Source organism: Enhygromyxa salina, from assembly GCF_002994615.1.
Taxonomy (GTDB): domain Bacteria; phylum Myxococcota_A; class Polyangia; order Nannocystales; family Nannocystaceae; genus Plesiocystis; species Plesiocystis salina_A.
In genome coordinates this window covers 1-17,699 of the sequence record NZ_PVNK01000017.1, presented here as the reverse complement: position 1 = coordinate 17,699, position 17,699 = coordinate 1, and the positions used below count along the sequence as shown (strand labels likewise).

The 17,699-nt window shown below is 69.5% G+C and carries 13 protein-coding genes; 7 read left to right on the top strand and 6 right to left on the bottom strand.

Features of this window, described 5'->3' with window-relative positions; genetic code table 11:
* The 4 genes from ENSA5_RS01990 (at position 1) to ENSA5_RS01975 (ending at position 6,004) form a co-directional block, all read left to right on the top strand.
* A complete protein-coding gene (locus ENSA5_RS01990) occupies positions 1-681 on the top strand; it encodes an HAD family hydrolase (RefSeq protein WP_181197197.1) in 681 nt (226 codons plus the stop codon).
* Positions 674-1,909: a hypothetical protein gene (locus tag ENSA5_RS01985; RefSeq protein WP_106389854.1), complete on the top strand. Its 1,236-nt coding sequence runs from the start codon at positions 674-676 to the stop codon at positions 1,907-1,909. The genes ENSA5_RS01990 and ENSA5_RS01985 overlap by 8 nt, the downstream gene beginning before the upstream one ends.
* Positions 1,910-2,200: 291 nt before the next feature.
* Entirely contained in the window at positions 2,201-4,669 is a 2,469-nt protein-coding gene (gene lon / locus ENSA5_RS01980) for an endopeptidase La (protein WP_106389853.1), read from the top strand.
* Between the two features lie 546 nt (positions 4,670-5,215).
* Complete coding sequence (locus ENSA5_RS01975) at positions 5,216-6,004, top strand: hypothetical protein (protein ID WP_146155217.1); 789 nt, start codon at positions 5,216-5,218, stop codon at positions 6,002-6,004.
* A gap of 99 nt (positions 6,005-6,103) precedes the next feature.
* Here the strand turns inward: ENSA5_RS01975 and ENSA5_RS01970 are convergent, their stop codons facing one another.
* On the bottom strand, positions 6,104-7,054 hold the full coding sequence (locus tag ENSA5_RS01970; protein WP_106389851.1) for a serine/threonine protein kinase: 951 nt from the start codon (positions 7,052-7,054) through the stop codon (positions 6,104-6,106).
* A 19-nt stretch (positions 7,055-7,073) separates the two neighbouring features.
* Entirely contained in the window at positions 7,074-7,313 is a 240-nt protein-coding gene (locus tag ENSA5_RS35465) for a hypothetical protein (protein WP_146155216.1), read from the bottom strand.
* Between the two features lie 148 nt (positions 7,314-7,461).
* Here ENSA5_RS35465 and ENSA5_RS01965 point away from each other — a divergent pair, with 148 nt between their 5' ends.
* Together ENSA5_RS01965 and ENSA5_RS01960 are read left to right on the top strand one after the other, a co-directional pair.
* Complete coding sequence (locus ENSA5_RS01965) at positions 7,462-8,094, top strand: cell surface protein (protein WP_106389850.1); 633 nt, start codon at positions 7,462-7,464, stop codon at positions 8,092-8,094.
* A gap of 64 nt (positions 8,095-8,158) precedes the next feature.
* Positions 8,159-10,285, top strand: coding sequence for a phytanoyl-CoA dioxygenase family protein (locus ENSA5_RS01960; RefSeq protein ID WP_106389849.1), 2,127 nt, complete (start codon positions 8,159-8,161; stop codon positions 10,283-10,285).
* A 173-nt stretch (positions 10,286-10,458) separates the two neighbouring features.
* Here ENSA5_RS01960 and ENSA5_RS01955 read toward each other — a convergent pair whose 3' ends face one another.
* The 4 genes from ENSA5_RS01955 to ENSA5_RS01940 form a co-directional block, all read right to left on the bottom strand.
* Entirely contained in the window at positions 10,459-11,670 is a 1,212-nt protein-coding gene (locus ENSA5_RS01955; protein ID WP_106389848.1) for an NHL repeat-containing protein, read from the bottom strand.
* Positions 11,670-13,346, bottom strand: coding sequence for an AMP-binding protein (locus tag ENSA5_RS01950; RefSeq protein ID WP_106389847.1), 1,677 nt, complete (start codon positions 13,344-13,346; stop codon positions 11,670-11,672). The genes ENSA5_RS01955 and ENSA5_RS01950 overlap by 1 nt, the downstream gene beginning before the upstream one ends.
* Positions 13,347-13,379: 33 nt before the next feature.
* Positions 13,380-15,533: a TonB-dependent receptor plug domain-containing protein gene (locus ENSA5_RS01945; protein ID WP_106389846.1), complete on the bottom strand. Its 2,154-nt coding sequence runs from the start codon at positions 15,531-15,533 to the stop codon at positions 13,380-13,382.
* 104 nt (positions 15,534-15,637) lie between these two features.
* The gene (locus ENSA5_RS01940) at positions 15,638-16,765 is read right to left on the bottom strand and encodes a TolB family protein (protein WP_106389845.1); all 1,128 of its coding nucleotides are present in this window, start codon (positions 16,763-16,765) and stop codon (positions 15,638-15,640) included.
* A 675-nt stretch (positions 16,766-17,440) separates the two neighbouring features.
* On the opposite strand from ENSA5_RS01940, the gene ENSA5_RS39650 reads away from it, so the two are divergent.
* Positions 17,441-17,699 (top strand): type II secretion system protein (locus tag ENSA5_RS39650; protein WP_146155215.1); only part of this gene is annotated, 259 nt, incomplete at its 3' end.

The window sequence follows — 17,699 nt, the reverse complement described above, 5'->3', positions numbered from 1 at the left end:
ATGCTCCCGGCAGCCGTGCTCTTCGACATGGATGGGACCCTCGTCGACAGCGAGGCCGTCTACCAGCAAGCGATCACCCGCTACATGGCCTCGCGCGGCGTCGAGCTCGACGCGCGTGAGCGCAACTTCGTGATCGGCCACGCGTGGCAGGAGATCTACGCCGAGCTCCGCGTCGCCGAGCGCGTCGGCGTCGATCTCGAGACGATGCAAGCTGGCTCGATCGCGATGCGCGCCGAGCTCCGCGCCGAAGGCATCGACTTGACGGTGCTCGACGGCGCGCGCGAGCTGGTCTCGACTCTCGTCGAGCTCGACGTGCCGGTCGCGGTCGTCTCGGGCTCGTGCCGGGCCGAGCTCGCCGAGGCGATCGAGCTGCTCGGGATCGCCGAGCACCTGCGCATGTACCTCGGCTCCGAGGACTACCCCCGCGGCAAGCCTGCGCCCGACGGCTACCTCGCGGCGGCGGTCCAGCTCGAGGTTGCGCCCGCCCGGTGTGTGGTGTTCGAAGACAGCGAGGCCGGCATCGAGTCGGGCCTCGCGGCGGGCATGCGCGTGGTCGCGACCGCGGCCGCCAACCGGCCGGTCGGCGACCCGGGCCGTCAAGATCAGCGCAAGGCCCACCGGGTCGTCGAGGGCCTCGAGCGCCTCGACGCCGCGTTCTTGCGGGCGGTGATGCTTGGCTGATGAGCTCGCGCCGGAGTCGCCCGCGGGCGGGCCGACCCTGGTCTTGTTGCCCGATCCCGAGGCGCGCGCCCGGCTCGCCGCGCCCTTGATGGGCATCCCGCTGGCTCAGCGCACGACCTCGGCGGCGCGCGAGGCGGGCTTCTCGGAGGTGGTGGGCGCGCCGGGCTTGGCCGTCGCGCCCGACCGCGCCCGCGAGGCTGCGATCGGCGAGGAGCTCTCGGGGCCGGGGCTGGTCGTGTTCGAGGGCACCTTCGTCGATCCGCAGTTGTTGCGCCTGATGGTCGAGCACCCGCTCGAGCCGGATGAGCGCTTCAGCCTCTATGACGGGGTCTCGCGCCCGGCGGGCTTCTTCGCCGGGGAGCTCGGCGCGATGCCGGCGATCATGCCCGTGTCCGAGGAGCTCGACTGGCCCGAGGGCCTCGGCCCCGACGACATCGCGCGCGTGGTCTACGACGAGGACATCGAGCGCGCCGAGTGGCTGGTGCTGCGGACCGAGGCCCGGCGCTCGCGGACCAGCGGCTGGCGCGGGACCGAGACCGAGCACGTCCACCGCAGCCTGGCCGGGGAGTCGCGCTGGCACCGCGAGATCAGCGTTCGGACGCTGCGCTGGCTGGCCCGGTCGAACCTCGCGGTCGCCCAGCTCGAGCTGCTCGCGCTCGGGGTCGCGCTGGCCTCGGGGCCAGTCGCGCTGGCCAACACCTGGGCGACGCTGGTCCTGGCCGGGGCGTTGCTGCTGATCGGCGTCCACGTCTCGCGCCTGCTCGCGCCGCTGCGCTTTTTGCGGGACGAGGCCATGAACCCGCGCGACGAGTATGGCCGGCCCGAGATCTGGGTCCCAGGCGACACCCTCGCCGGGGCCACGCGACCCCTGGCTCACGCGACCCTCATGGTCTGCCTGACCTACGTGCTCGTGGCCGAGACCGACCGGTCCAACGTCGCCGCGCTGGTCTTGCTGGCCGTCGGCGGTGTCGCGGCGCTCTTGTCCCTGGCTCACGCCCGGGCCCGGCTGCGCGGTGACGACGCTCGCGTGTTGGAGCTGCCGCGCTCGGCGGCGCTGATCAAGCGGCTCGGAGTGACTATGCCCTCGTGGCTTCAGGGCGCGCCCCTGCTCGAGATGGCCGCGACCCTCGGAGCCCTGACCGGCGAGCCCGGGGTGCCGTGGACGGTGCTGACGGGGGCCGCGGTCGCCCGCTTGTGGCGGTGGTTCACGAGCCCGCCGCCTGGTTGACCGAGAGCCCGAGCTCGCCCAGTACTCGGTTCACGGGCCGGTTCGCGAGGACTCGCCCGGAACCTGCCGGACGGGGAGGCCGCGACTGGCGGCGTCGGTGCCCCGTCGCACGTGCGCAAAGCTATCCGGGCGTGGGGCCGCGGGGACCGGGGGGTGCCGCCAAAACCGCGGTAACTAGCAAGAAACGGCTGTTTTCAGGCATGCGCGAGGTTTGACCACCTCTGGCCCCGGTGCTAGCGTTTCCTCGGCCACGGCCCCAGGCTGAACAGCCTTGGCGGTCGCTGCGGAGTCATGGCAACTCTCAAAATACCCCTCCTCCCGCTGCGTGAGCTGATCGTCTTTCCCCACGAGGTCGTGCCGCTATTTGTCGGGCGCGAGAAGTCGATCAACGCCCTCGAAGAGGCCATGGCGGCCGATCGCCAGATCCTCTTGTGTGCCCAGAAGAAGGCCAAGGTCAACGACCCCAAGCCCGAGGGCATCCACGAGTTCGGCACGATCGGGACCATCGTCCAGCTCCTGCGTCTGCCCGACGGAACCGTGAAGGTCCTCGTCGAGGGCAAGACCCGGGCCCGGATCACCGAGTACCTCGACACCAGCAAGTACTTCGAGGTCGAGGCCGAGATCGTCGAGACGCCCGAGATCGACCCCGAGCAAGAGCCCGAGTTCCAGGCGCTGATGCGCTCGGTCCAGGCCACCTTCGAGAACTACGTCAAGCTCAACAAGCGCGTGCCGCCGGAGCTCGCCGTCAGCGTCCAGAGCATCGACAACCCCTCGCGCCTCGCCGACACGATCGCCGCCCACGTCAATTTCAAGCTCGCCGCCAAGCAAGACCTGCTCGAGACCGAGAACGTCTGGACCCGGCTGGAGACCCTCTATGAGCTGATGCAGAACGAGATCGAGATTCTCCAGGTGGAGAAGAAGATCCGGACTCGCGTCAAGAAGCAAATGGAGAAGAACCAGAAGGAGTACTACCTCAACGAGCAGATGCAGGCGATCCAGAAGGAGCTCGGTTCGCAAGACGAATTCAAGAACGAGCTGCAGGAGCTCGAAGACAAGATCCGGCGCAAGAAGATGACCAAGGAGGCGACCGAGCGCCTCAAGAAGGAGCTGCGCAAGCTCAAGATGATGAGCCCGATGTCGGCCGAGGCCACCGTCGTGCGCAACTACATCGACACGGTGCTCTCGCTGCCGTGGCAGGAGCGAACCGGCGACAAGCTCGACATCAGCGACGCCGAGCAGATCCTCGACGAAGATCACTACGGGCTCGAGAAGCCCAAGGAGCGCATCGTCGAGTACCTCGCGGTTCAGGCCCTGGTAAAGAAGATCAGGGGCCCGATCCTGTGCCTGGTCGGCCCGCCCGGCGTCGGCAAGACCTCGCTGGCCAAGAGCGTCGCTCGGGCCACCGCCCGCAAGTTCGTGCGCGTGTCACTTGGTGGCGTCCGCGACGAGGCCGAGATCCGCGGCCATCGCCGGACCTACATCGGCGCGATGCCGGGCAAGATCATCCAGGGCCTGCGCAAGGCCAACTCGTCGAACCCGGTCTTCCTCCTCGACGAGATCGACAAGATGTCGATGGACTTCCGCGGTGACCCCTCGGCCGCGATGCTCGAGGTCCTCGACCCCGAGCAAAACTCGGCCTTCGTCGACCACTTCCTCGACCTCGACTACGACCTCAGCGACGTGCTGTTCCTGTGCACGGCGAACAGCCTCCACTCGATCCCGCTGCCGCTGCAGGATCGCATGGAGATCATCGAGCTGTCGGGCTACACCGACGAAGACAAGCTCAAGATCGCTCGGCAGTACCTGCTGCCCAAGCAGCGCGAGCTCAACGGCCTCGACGAGGTCGAGGTCAACGTCTCGGACGCCGCGATCAAGGAGCTGATCCACCACTACACGAAGGAGGCCGGTGTCCGCTCGCTCGAGCGCGAGATCGCCTCAGTCCTGCGCAAGGTCGCCCGCGACTACGTCAAGGACGGCAAGAAGAAGAAGTCGTTCAAGGTCGACACCAAGGGCGTGCAGAAGTACCTCGGGCCGCGCAAATTCCGGTACCAGCGCGGCGAAGAGGAAGATCAGATCGGCATGACCAACGGTCTCGCGGTCACGATCTTCGGCGGCGATCTGCTGCCCGCCGAGGTCACGATCACCCCCGGCAAGGGCAAGGTCACGCTGACGGGCAAGCTCGGCGAGGTCATGCAGGAGTCGGCCCGCGCGGCGATCACCTACGTGCGCTCGCGTTGTCTGACCTTCGGGCTCGATCCGGACTTCTACGAGTACGTCGACTTCCACATCCACTTCCCCGAGGGCGCGGTGCCCAAGGACGGCCCGAGCGCTGGCGTCACGATGGTGACCTCGGTCGTCTCGGCCCTGCTCGGCGTGCCCGTGCGCAAGGAAGTCGCGATGACCGGCGAGATCAACCTCCGCGGTCGGGTGTTGCCGATCGGCGGGCTCAAGGAGAAGATCCTCGCCGCCTACCGCAGCGACATGAAGATCGTCGTGTGCCCGGCCGACAACGAGAAGGACCTGCACGACGTGCCCAAGAACGTGCTCAAGGCCCTCGACATCCGCTTCGCCCACAACGTCGACGAGGTCCTGCGCTGGGCGCTGACGACTCCGCCCGAGGAGCACCCCAACAAGGCCCTGCGGCGCTTCTTGTCGGGCGAGGTCCCCGGCCACCCGACCGACTGGGTCGAGGCCCGCGAGTACGTCGAAGAGCGCGACCGCAAGAAAAAGCTCGAGGCCGAAGCCAACGCAATTCACTGAGCCTTAGACCCCCCTGGGGGGGCCTTAGAGGCGAACCGGCGTCGAGGGTGGGGATGCGAACCAGCCTCGAGCGTCGGCAGCGTCCTCGCAAGCGCGTTTTGAGCCCCCTCCTAGCAGCCCGGAGTGCAATGCATCGTGTCGCCTCGCGCCGGAATTTTCGCCGAGGGCGCGAAGCCAAAATGCCGCGAGGCATTGCACCCCGGGCTGCTAGGGGGCCACACACACCGCCGCGAAGCTCACAACCAGCCCACCGAGCACCACCTCCGCCCACAGCTGAACAAGCCCCCTTCTAGGGGGCCACACACACCGCCGCGAAGCTCACAACCAGCCCACCGAGCGACCGAGCGCAGCGAGGGCGCGACCTGCCGCGCAGCGGCAGTGCGTGGCAGAGTCTAAGGTGGCCGGGGGGGTCTAAAGAAAGATACGCTTGGGTTTGTGTGGCGCCGAAGCCAGGTCTCCATCCTCGCGGTCTCGATGCTGCTTGGCGTGTCCGCTTGCGACAAGTCGGGTGGTGGGGGCTCAAACGCGAGCCCCGATGAGGTGACGGTGCCCGGTTACGAGGACGCGTCGTCGGCCGACATGGCGGCGATCCCGTTCGCGCTCGACGACGGCGACCTCGCCGGGGTCCACGCGCGGGGCATGACGATCTGGCGGATGCAGCGGGCGATGCGTCTCGGGGATCGGGCGTTCGCTGGCTTCGTCGGGGTGACCGCGGCCAAGTTCGTCTCGATCGCGTCGGTCGATCCGGGCGGCAGCTCGGGCCAGGTCGCGTACTACCGGTGGGACGAAGAGGACCTCGCCGACGGTCAAGCCAGCGCCAGCGAGGCCCGCAACTGGGTGATCGCGTCGGTGACCCTCGATCCCGACGAAGCCCTCGATCCGCAAGAGCTCGACGGCAAGCCCGACGGCGAGCAGCGCCGGACGATCGCCGCGCTGCTCGTCGCCCAGGGCGCCGCCGCGGCCGAGTACCCCGAGGCCCGCTGGGTCGCCTACACCTTTCGTGAGCAGGTCGTCGCTGGCGGGGAGCCGACGGGGCTGCGCCAGACCCGGGTCTACATGATCGGCGCCGACGACCAGTCGCCCGACATCGAGTACACCGTTCACGATCCGAGCAAGCGCAAGCAGCCGGTCGAGATCGTCAAGTCGGAGCTGCAGCTGGCGGGCGACGCGACCAGCAAGCTGCCGCTCACGACCTCAGCACAGTCGGTCGGTCCGAGCACCGTCGCGCGGGCGGTCGCGATTGCGACGGTGACCAAGAAGCCGGTCAAGATCGTCGACGCCGCGGGCGGCGAGTGGGAGGTCGCGCCCAAGACCGGCGAGCTCACCAAGCTCTAGCAGCCCGGGCTGCGTGGCCTGCCAGAAGAGGGCTCGGGACACGCCCTCGACGGTCGATTTTCCTGCGCCCACGGACGGGCCGCGCGCGGAGCGAGCAGCTCAGGAGGCGGGCTGCGGATCGACGACGTGCGCGAGCGCGCGGCTCATGATCTCGGCGCTGGGAAAGCGCTCGTTGGGGTCTTTGGCGGTCGCGGTCGCAAAGAAGCCGTCGACGTCGCTCTTGTGCTCGGGGTCGACGTCGGGGCCCATGAAGGTGCTCGGCGGCTGGGGGATGCGCTCGCGCTGGGCGAGGAGGGCCTCGCGGGGGTGCTCCTCGAACAGATCCTCGAAGGGGTGATGGCCGCCGGTCACGAGCTCGTAGAAGGTGATGCCGAGGGCGTAGAGGTCGGAGCGGGCGTCGAGGGTCGGGTTGGCGTAGGTCTGCTCCGGCGGCATGTAGAAGGGATCACCCATGATCCGGCGGCTCGGCGGCGGGCTGTCGTCGGATAGATCCCGCGCGACGCCAAAATCGATCAGCTTGACCAGGCGGAGGCCGGGGTCGTAGAGGTCCGTGGCCACGAAGATGTTGGCCGGCTTGATGTCGCAGTGGACGAAGCGGCGGGCGTGGACGTGGGTCAGGGCGTGGAGGGTTTGGGTGAAGACCTCGCGCAGCTGGGGGAAGGTCAGGGTCTGGCCGCGGTTCAAGTACCCGAGCAGATCGGAGCCCTCGAGGTACTCCATCGCAAACCAAAACAGCCCCTGCTCTTTGGTCGTGCCAACCTCGAGCGTGCGGATGAGGTTGGGGTGCATGAAGGTGCCGCACAGGCGGGCCTCTTGGCGGAAGCGGCGACGCTCCTCCTCGGGCACGTTCATCTTCATCATCTTGAGCGCCACGTAGCGGTTCATGATGGGATCGAAGACCTTGTAGACCTTGCCGAAGCCGCCCTCGCCGAGGTGACCGACGACCTTGTAGGCCTTCGACTGGGTGATCATCGTCCCGGGCGCGAGGTCGATCTTGTCGAGCTCTTCTCCGATCGGAGCGTCTTCCTGGGCTGCGGGCTCGGGGCTCACTGGAGCCACCTTATCGTTGTCACGCGCGCCGAGGCCAGGCCGCGCATGATCTTGAAGCTGAACAGCAGCGAGGCCAGGAGCGAGCGCATTGAAGGGGGCGCTGCTCGGGGCTGCTGGCGAGCCCGCGCTCGAGCAGGTCGCGGATCCACCCGGGCACGTGGGCGTGGCTGGGCGGCGGGAGCAGGCGGCCCTTGGCGACCGCGTCGGCGATCTGGAAGTCGAGGGTCGGGCCCTCGATCAGCTCCATCGCGATGGACACGGCCTCGTCGACGAGCTCGGGAGGGCGCTGGCTGGGACGCCACCCGTGCTCACGCTCGGGACGTTAGCACAGGCGATGGTTGGGAGCGTCGTTGACGGGCGTTCGGTGCGGCGCTATCGAGGAGCGCTCGCGCTCCGAGCGAGGCTCCATGTCGACACTCAGGCCCACGACGATCGTGCTGCTGATCACCCTCGCGCAGCTGGGCGCGTGCACGGCCGATGACGAGGGGAGCGATCCCTACGCCGACGCGGTCGTGGAGTTCACGCCAGCCGAGGCCACCACCTTTGGCCACGAGGGGCTCCCGGACGTGGTCCTCGGGCCGCCGGGTGGGATCTACGACGTAGCGAGCCTCGGCTGCGGCGGCTCGATCGTGGTCGAGTTCGACCCGCCGGGGATCGTCGATCGGCCCGGCGTCGACTTCATCGTGTTCGAGAACCCGTTCACCGAAGACTTCCCCGAGCCCGGTGAGGTCGCCGTCAGCGCCGACGGCGAGCGCTGGTCGGTGTTCCCGTGTGCGCCCGAGTCGCTCGAGGGCTGCGCAGGCGTGAGCCCGACCCTCGCGCTGCCCGGGGCCGACATCGATCCGACGGATCCGGCCCGCGCGGGTGGGGACGGCTTCGATCTGAGCGCGCTCGCCGACGCGCCCGCCGAGGTCCGCTTCGTGCGGATCCTCGACCGCAGCAGCGAGTACTGGGATTCGAAGGGCGAGATCAGCTACTGCGACCCGGGCAACCAGGGCGCGGGCGGCTTCGATCTCGACGCGGTCGCTGCGGTCCACTGACCTCCTGGCCTCCTGACCTCCTGACCTCCTGGCGCTGGGCGGCAGACTTGGCGACCATCGTGGCGTGGCGGCCTCACAGGGAGCGGACGAGCTGCGCGCGCTCGCTCGGGCGAGCGTCGAGGAGCTCGACTCGTGGTTGTCGCAGGAGATCCAAGACGAGCTCGGGACCCGGGCTTACATCTTGCGGGCGATCGCGTGGTGTCGGCGCGGCGCGCTGGCGCGGGCTCGGGCCGACGTCGACGCGGCGCTGGCCAAGGTCCCGGCCCACGAGCTCGTCGAGCTGACCGGAGCGCTGATCCTCTATGTCACGCGTGACTACGATCGCGCGCTGGCGCTGCTCGAGGGCGTGGCCCGGCGTCACCGCTACATGGCCGCTCAGACCCTGCGCGTGCTCGTTGCCCGGGCCGCGCGGCTCGGGTGGACGGCGGACCAGCGCGAGGCCCAGCGTGCGCTCGCCGAGCTCGGGGTTCGAGATCTTCGCGCGCACATCCAGGGCCTGCAGGCCTCGCGCGGGGCTCGTCCGGGGGCGTCGGTCGAGGCCGAGGGCGAGCGCGCGTGGGCCCGGCTGGGCGAGCATGGACCCGAGGACGTGGGCGCGCGGCTCGAGGCTCTCGAGGCTCGCGCGCCTGGCTCGGTCGTGGTTCGGGGCTTGCTCGCGCGGCTGGCCATGGTTTGCGGTCGCCTCGACGAGGCCGCGCGCTTGCTCGGCGACGACACGGGCCCGCTCGACGAGCGGATGGCGCTGGCGCTGGCGCGAGGCGAGCTCGAGGCGGTCACGCGGCGGCGTCTCGACGCGAGCGCGAGCGCGCGGGCGTGGCGTGTCCGCGGCGAGGCGCTGCTCGAGCTCGCGACGCGCCTCGACCCCGAGGCCAGTGAGCGGGCCCGGCATCTCGACGCCGCGAGCGAGGCGCTCGCCCGCGCAGCCGAGCGCGAGCCCGACAACGCGATCACCGAGCTCCTCCGCGCGCTCGTGGCGAGCGCGCGCGGCGAGGCGGACCCGAGCGCGGGCCGGCGCTTTGTCGAGCTCTACGCCCTCGCGCCGGGGCTGCTGTCCGACGCGGCCCGCGAGCTCGCGCTGCCGCTGTGGGTCGACGGCGGCATGATCGATGACCGGGCCCAGCTCGGTCGAATTTGCGAGCGCGCGCGGACCTTGCTGACGGCCGATCGCTCGTCGAGCCCGATCAGCTACCGCACGGTCCGCGAGCCCGGCGAGGACCCCGGGACCGCGAGGCTCCGCCACCTCGCCGACCCAGCCGTGGCCCGGGCGACCCACGCCGCCGACGCCGTGGATCTCGGCAAGGCCGCGCAGCTGTTGCTGCGCTCGATCGAGCGGGGCCGAAAGGGCAGGGGCGCCCACCGAGCTGCGAGCGGGCGCTCGCTCGACGCGGCGCAGATCGAGGGCTTCATGGCCGACGGCTACGTCCACCTGCGCGGGGCCTTTCCCCGCGCGCTGGCCGAGTCGATCGTCGCCAGCGCCCACCGACGCCTGCGCGAGGATCCTGCCCGCTGGCTCGGCGGCCGAGAGGTCGAGCGTCGCGCCGCCAAGCTCCGGGGCTACGATCCCGAAGATCCCAAGACCTGGCCGCAGGGTCGCCTCGACGTCCTCGGCGAGCGCTCGTTCACGATCAGCGAGTTCTCGCCCTTCGCCGAGCGGGCCGTGTTTCAGCTGCTCGGCGACGCCGCCCGGGTCCGGACGCGCTCGTGGACGAGCAACCTGATCGCCCAGTACCCCTACCGCGAGCCGCTGCGGGACTGGGTCCCGGAGCCCGATCAGGAGAGCTGGCACCTCGACTCCCCGAGCACCCACACGCGCATCGACGAGCTGCGCACGGGCTTGTTGGTGTTCATCCTGTTCTCGGATCTGAGCTCGGCGGGCGGCAACAGCTGGCTGGCCCTCGACTCGCCAGCCAAGGTCGCGCGGGCGCTCGCGGCTGCGCCCGAGGGCGTCGATTTTTGTCACGACGACGCGGGCTCGGCGATCACCCGGACCTGCGAGCGCTTCTTCGAGGTCACGGGCGAGGCCGGCGACCTGCTCCTGGTCCACCCGCTGATGCTGCACTCGGCCTCGCCCAACCCCTCGACGCGGATCCGATTCTTGGGCAACCCGATGGTCTACCTCCAGGCGCCGCTCGACCACCGCCGCGCGGACCCCTCGCCGGTCGAGCGGGTGATCGCGCGAGCGCTAGAATAGTACGAGCCGAGAGGCGAGCGTTTGGGGTGAGCGGAGGGGGCTTTGCCGCCGGAGCGAGGGGCCTTTTCGAAAGGCCCCTTGAAGAGGAGCACGAGCCGAGAGGCGAGCGTTTGGGGTGAGCGGAGGGGGCTTTGCCGCCGGAGCGAGGGGCCTTTCGAAAGGCCCCTTGAAGACTACAAGGGGGCGAGGCTGAGCGGCGGGAGGCCGACGGCGAGGGGGGACTCCGGCAGCTCGACGACGGGGCTGTGGCTCAGATCGAACACCCGCAGGCCCGACGCGCCGAGGGTCGTGTCGGCGAACCATGCCTCGTCGCCGACGATCTCGAGCGCACCGCTGACGCTGTCGAGGCCCTCGACCTCGGTGATCAAGACGGGGTCGGGCCCGCCGTCGAGGTCCACACGCAAGAGCCGGAAGCTGGCGAAGTTCTCGCTCGCGGCGCTGATCCAGGGTCGGCCCGCGCTGTCGAGGTCGAAGCCCGACAGCTGCAGGCGCCCGTAGCCCGCGTCGGCGAACACCTGCTGATCGACGACCCACTCGCTGGTTCCGCTCGCGAGGTCGACGCGCTCGAGCCCGGAGTTGAGCAGCAGGAGCGTGTGCCCGTCGGGGTCGGCCGGATCGAGGCGCCAGGGCCCGACGCCCTCGCCGAGCAGGGTGATCCCGTCAGGGCCGGGGTTCGCGGCGTCGAACTCGAACAGCGAGGGCTCGGCGGCCGCACGAAGCGGGATCAGCACGGTCTGCTCGGCGGGGACCCAGGCGTCACGATCGACGCGCTCGGCCGAGACGAAGAGCAGCGAGCCACAGGCGAGGGTGAGGCTGAGCTCGGGGATCCCGTCGGCGTCGGCGAAGCTCGACAGGTCGAGGGCCAGCTCGGCGTTGACCTTGGCGTTGGCCAGGGTCGGGAACGCGAAGCGCTGGAGCTCGGGCGCGCCGTGGAGGGAGACCCAGGCGTGGCCCTCGGGGTCGAGGGCCAGCGCGTGGGGGTTGCTCGGCGCGTCGACGCTGGCCGCGAGGATCGGCCACTCGTGGATCAGCGCGAGCCCGTCATCGGCGTCGAGCTCGTCGACGTAGTCGAAGCCGAAGCGGTTGATCACGAACACGCGCCCGCCGTCGACGACCGCGACCGCGTCGGTCGACGCCAGGGCGAGATCGGCGTCGACGCGGCGGGCCGCGAGCTCGACGAGGCCGACGGCCCCGGTGTTGAAGTCGGTGCTGGTGACGACGAGGTGGGTGGGCTCGGCGACCGGGCCGCGACAGGACGCGTCGAGGGCCGGGTAGCCGGGCTCGACCGCGGCCTCGATCCGTGGCGGGGGCGCGCGGGTCGGGGCCGGCTCGGGGCCGCACGCGCTCGCGAGGGGCAGCAGCAGCCAGCAGATCTTGGCGCGCACTAGTCTTCCCAGATGACCTTCGACTTCGAGGCGTACCAGGCGTCTTGCTTGGGCCCGTACATCTCCTCGATCGTCGCGCGCTTGATCTTCATTGTTGGCGTGAGCTGGCCGTCCTCGATCGTCCAGCGATCCTTGGCCACGACGAGGAAGCCGAGGACCTCGAAGGACTCGATCTCCGAGTTGGCGTGGGCGAGGAGCTGCTCGAGCTGCGCGGTGATCCGGTCCTTGACGCCGGGCTGGTCGAGCGTGGGCAGGAGCTCCTCGCTGAGCTGCAAGACCGCGTGGGTCATCGGCATGCCCGAGCCCGAGACCAGCGAGAGCTCGACGCTGGGGTCGTTGTTGAGGATGTTCTCGATCGGCGCGGGCGCGACGTACTTGCCCTTGCTGGTCTTGAACAGCTCCTTGACGCGCCCGGTGATCTTGAGCCGGCCCTTCTCGTCGATGCTGCCGCGGTCGCCGGTCTTGAGGTAGCCGTCGTCGGTGAACGCCGCCTTGGTCAGCTCTTCGGCCTTGTAGTAGCCGACCATGGTGCCCGGGCTCTTGACCAGGATCTCGCCCGCGTCCGAGAGCCTGCAGTCGACGTCGTCGTAGGTGTTGCCGATGTAGCCCGCGCGGCCGAGGCCGGGCCGGGTCAGGTGCGAGTAGTTGAAGTTCTCGCTCATGCCGTAGCCCTCGAGCAGCTCGAGCCCGAGGTCGCGGTACCACTGGATCAGCTCGGCGGGGATCGGCGCGGAGCCGCTGCCGGCGATGCGGACGTTGTCGAGGCCGAGGGTGGTCAGGACCTTCTTTTTGACCTTGCCCCGGATGAAGGGGATCTTGAGCAGGAGGTCGAGCTTCTTCTTGGGCAGCTTGGCGTAGACGCCGAGCTGAAATTTGAGCCACAGGCGGGGGACCGAGAGAAACAGCGTCGGCCGGGCGCGGTTGAGATCCTTGACGAAGGTCTCGAGCGACTCGGCGAAGAACACGTGCGAGCCGATCGAGAGCGACACGCAGCCCGACAGCCAGCGGTCCATGGCGTGGGCCAGGGGCAGGTACGAGAGCTGGCGCTCGTTTTGGCTCAGGCCGAGCTGCTTGATCAAGCCCTTGGTCGGGACCGAGATCGTGCGGAAGCTGTGGAGCACGCCCTTGGGCGTGCCCGTGCTGCCCGAGGTGTAGATGATCAGTGACTCGTCGTCGGCCGCGCGGGTCGGCTTGCCCGCGACCGGCTCGGTCTTGGCGGTGATCTCGTCCCAGGTCGTGAAGCTGGTCTTGGGCGCGAGCGGGAACGCGATGCAGGGCAGGTCCTCGGGCACGGCGGGCTCGAGCTCGGGCCAGGTGTCGAGCTTGCCGACGAAGAGCAGCCGCGAGTCGCTGTGGTCGAGGATGTAGCGGGCGGTGCCCTCGTTGAGGGTCGGGTAGAGCGCGACGGTGACGTGGCCGGCCATCCAGATCGCGAGCTCCGCCATGATGAAGTGGGCGCAGTTCTTCGAGATGATCGCGATCTTCGACTGAGGCTCGAAGCCCAGGCTCTCGATGTGCGCGGCCATCCGCGCGGCCTGGTCGAAGACCTCGGCGAAGCTGTAGTCGACGACCGCGCCGCCGCCGAAGGGCTGGGTCAAGTAGACGTCGCCGCCGCGCTTGTCGACGTGGCCGTAGAAGCGCTGGAGGAGCAGGTCGGAGTCGCTGAAACTGGACATCGTGGGGTGGGTCTCCCGAGCGAGGACATCCTACTACGCGCCCCCGAGCTCGACCCGGACGCTGCCCCACACGCTCAGTCCCGGGAGCGGGAAGCCGATGAAGTCGCTGATCGCGGCTCGGTAGGGCGTCGAGGGCCCGGACGCCGGGCGAATGAGCGCGCTGGTTTGGGCGCTGAGATTGCGACCCTCGACGGTCAGCTCGACCCGATCGGCGATCCGCAGCGAGAGGCCGAGCCCGTGGAGAAGTCGCGGCGGCAGCTCGACGCGACCCGAGAGATCCAGGAAGGTCCCGGCGATCCACTCGAGCTCGTAAAACATGCGGGGCTCGAGGCCGAGGCCGCGCCGCCCGACGCTGAAGCGGTGGCCGCCGCCCGGTCGCAGGACCACGCTGTGTTGCGGTCGCCCGGGCAGCGGCTTGCCCTGCTGCTCGAGCTCGGGGCTGTCGTTGCGGCTGTCGAGCAGGGTGTAGGCGGCGTCGACCGAGAGGTCACGCCCGAAGGCGCGCAGGCTCAGGCCCGACTCGAGCCCCCGCACGCGGGCGCCGACGACGTTGACCGGACGCACGACCGGGCCGCTGCGGACCCACTGGATCAGATCCTCGCTCCAGGTGACGAAGCCGACGACTTGGGCGAAGAGCGCGAGCTCGCGGCCGCCGATCTGGTCGAGATCGAGGATCAGGCCGCCATCGAGCTTGGTCCCGCTCTCGGGTCGCAGGCCCTCGTTGCCGACGACGTAGCCGCGGTCGCCGAACAGCTCGCTGAGGTTGGGGAAGCGCAGGTAGCGGCCGGCGCTGGCGCGCAGATCGAGGCCCTCGATGAGCATGATCTTGGTCCCGACGCGGGGCGAGAACCCGAGCGTGAGCTGATCGACGCCGCGGTCGTCGACCTCGCCCTCGCCCTCGGGCACGGCGAAGCGGCTGTCGGCGAGGTCGACGCGCAACCCGGCGGCGATCGACCAGCGCCGCTCGAACAGCCACTGCTCGAGCTCGGCGCCCGCGGCCGCGGACAGGCGCGAGCGCGTGGCGTCGCCGGACGCGAGCGCCGGGGAGGGCCCGTCGTCGCCGACGCGCTCGTCGACGTCGATCCACTCGCCGCGGAGCTCGCCGACGAGCTCGAGCCAGGCCATCGACCACAGCGGGACCCGGAGGCGCGGGGACAGCCAGCCGTCGACGCTCAGGGCGTGCTCGTCGTCGGCCGCGAGCCCGACCTGGCCGCCGCGATCACGAAACACGCGATCTTCGACCGCCAGGCTGCCGATCCACTCGACGTGGCCCGGCACGCCCGCGCGGTTGCTCAGGCCCCTGCGGATCGTGGTGATGCTGCGGGCGGCGACGTTGCGCTGGCTCGCGTCGCCGCTCGGGGCGGCGGCCGTGCCCGGGATGCCCTGGAGCTTCCACCACGCGATGTCCTGATGGGCCACGCGGAGGCGGCCGCGGCGGGCGTCGACGCGGAGCTGGCCGAACAGGCGATCGTAGCCGTTGTTGTCGCGGCGCAGCATCCCGTCGTCGTCGTCGAGCAGCGGGGTGCCGCCGTCGTCGAAGTACAAGAAGTCGCCGCGACTCCCGGCGTAGCCCAAGCGCGCGGCGATCGAGACCCGCTTGGACACCGCGGCTGCGAAGCCGAGCCGGGCCTCGCGCGCGAGGTAGCTGCCGAAGCCGCCCGCGACCCACAGCTTCGGCGGGCCGCGATGGACCGCGCCGACCAGATCCATGGCCCCGCCGATCGCCGCGCTGCCGTAGCGGATCGGAACGTAGCCCCGGTAGAGCTCGACGCGGGCGAGGGCGTCGAGGGGCTGGGTCGAGAGATCGACGAGGCCCGAGAGGCTCCCGGTCAGCGGCGCGCCGTCGAGGAAGACCGGGACCTGCTGGCTGGTGCTGCCGCGGACCGTGATCGCGCTGAACTGACCGAGGCCGCCGATCGAGCGCACGGTCACCCCGGGGGCGCGGCTGACGACGCGGGCGAGGTCGTCGGCGGGCGGGCGACCGGGCTCGAGCTCGAGGTCGATCGCGGTCACGAAGCCGACGTTGCGTCGGCTCAGCGCGCGCTGGGCCGCGAGCCCGTCGCCGCGCTCTTGGCCGACGACGACCTCGGTGCGGTAGGCAGGCTCCGGTCCAGGCTCCGGCGGGCTTTCGGGGGGCGCGAGCGCGATCTGGATCGCCAGGGCGCACACGAGCGGTGTGAGGACCATGGCGCGGGAGCCTGGTTCGCACGCGTGACCGCTTCGGTCAACCGCGTGTCAAAGATGCGCTCGAACTCGTCGATCGAGAGGTTGGGGGCGTGGGCGGGCGGCGCTCAGTCGACCCAGTCGGCGATGAAGACGTTGGTGTCGCCTTCGTTCTCGTGCTCGCGATTGCTCGCGAAGATCAGCTGTGTTCCATCGCCTGTGAACATCGGGAAGCCGTCAAATTCATCACTGAAGGTCACACGCTCGGCTGTTTGGTCGGGACCCGCGCTTTCGTTGACGATGTAGAGGTCAAAATTGCGTCCCTCGGGATCACCGACGTTGCTCGCGAAGATGACCCGCTCGCTGTCGGGGTGCCAAAAGGGCCCGAAGTTTGCGGCGCCGTTGGCTGTAATCGCGCGCTGATCCGAGCCGTCGGCGTTCATGACCATCAGCTCGAGGCGGGTGGGTCGGACCAGGCCCTCGGTCCGCAGCTCCTCGTACTTGGCGAGCTCGTCCTCGCCCTCGGGACGGTTGGCTCGCCACACGATCTTGGTCCCGTCGGCGTTGAAGAAGGCCCCGCCGTCGTAGCCCGGCGCGTGGGTCAGACGGCGGACGTCGGAGCCGTCGGGCTTCATCAGGTAGAGTTCGGGGTCGCCGTCGCGCGTGGAGGTGAACACGATCTCGTCGCCCTTGGGCGAGACCGTGGCCTCGGCGTCGTAGCCCTTCGAGGCCGAGAGCACCTTGACGTCGGAGCCGTCGGCGTTGGCGACGTAGATGTCGAACTCGTCGTAGAGCTTCCAGACGTAGCCCTTGCTGCGATCGGGCGGCGGCAGGCAGCCCTCGGCGACGGCGTGGGTCGAGGCGTAGAGGATCTTCTGATCGCCGGGCAGAAAGTACGAGCAGGTCGTGCGGCCCTTGCCCGTGCTGACCATGCTCAGGCCGGAGCCGTCGAGCTTCATGGTGAAGATCTGGTCGCACTCGAGCTCGTCGCGGGTGCTCTGGAAGATCAGCTGATCCTCGGCGAAGGACAGGTAGGCCTCGGCGTTCTCGCCACCGAAGGTCAGCTGGCGCAGGGCCGTGAAGTGGACCTCTTGGGGGAGGGGCTCGCGGGCGACCGAGGGGCCGGCGTGCTCGGGTTCGCGCTCGGGCTCGGGTTCGGGATCGACTACTGCGGTCGAGCTGGGCTGCATGTTCGGCTCGGCGTGGCACGCGAGCAGCAGCAGGGACGAGGTGAAGATCGCGACGCGGCGGGGCATGGGCCGCGAAAATAGCGGACGCGAGCGAGTTCGGGAAATCCGCGCGTGGGCGATTTGGCGCTCGCGGAGCCGCCGAGCGACGATGCGATCTCGGATCTCGGATCCGAGGTGCGCGCAGCCGCCCACCGCGGCGCCCCCAGGCCGGCGCCCACGACGACGGCGCCCACGACGACGGCGCCCGCGGCCGAGCCGCTCTCACCATCCACCGGGCAACAGGCTCCGCCGCCCGGGCAACAAGCTCCGCCGTCCGAGGTCGCTCAATGGGCGCGGCTGCGACCGGCCAAAGAGCGGGCTCAGGCTCAGAAAAAGCACGCCATCGGGACAGTCATGGCGGGCGGCGGCGCGGCTTTGTTTGTCATAGGTGACATTATTGTTGGTATTGGGGCTGCGAGCTTCGGCTTCGGCGCGACGGGAGCGATTGTCGCGCTCAGTCTTGGCGGGGTTGCGATCAGCGTGGGGCGCTGTGATGGCGGTCGAGGTCGAGAAGCTGCTCGAGCAGGCCTGAGGGTCGAGATCCGGCCGAGTGATACAAAATCGCTCATGTGTTTGTGTGATCTGTGAACGGATGCAGAGATTTGCATGATGTGTAGTCTGGATTACAGTCGATTCATGGGCACGGTGCTTGAATGATGTCCGGTTACCCGGCTCTTCGAGGCCGGAGATTGTCTCGTTCGAATGCGATCTAGCGGCTATGACGCGATGGAGGCATGCCCCCAATCCAGGGGTTTGCGGTCGCGCTCGCAATCATTCGAAATACTACGAAATGATTGCATAGTATCAAATGCGTCGCGAACGCATGACGAAAGGGGCTTCACGCTCACGGAGATCATGATCGTGCTCGCGGTGATCACGATCGTGGCCACGATCGCCTTCGTCGGTCTGCGCAACAACCAGTGGGAGGGCGCGTATCTGCGCTTCACCGACGATCTGGTCG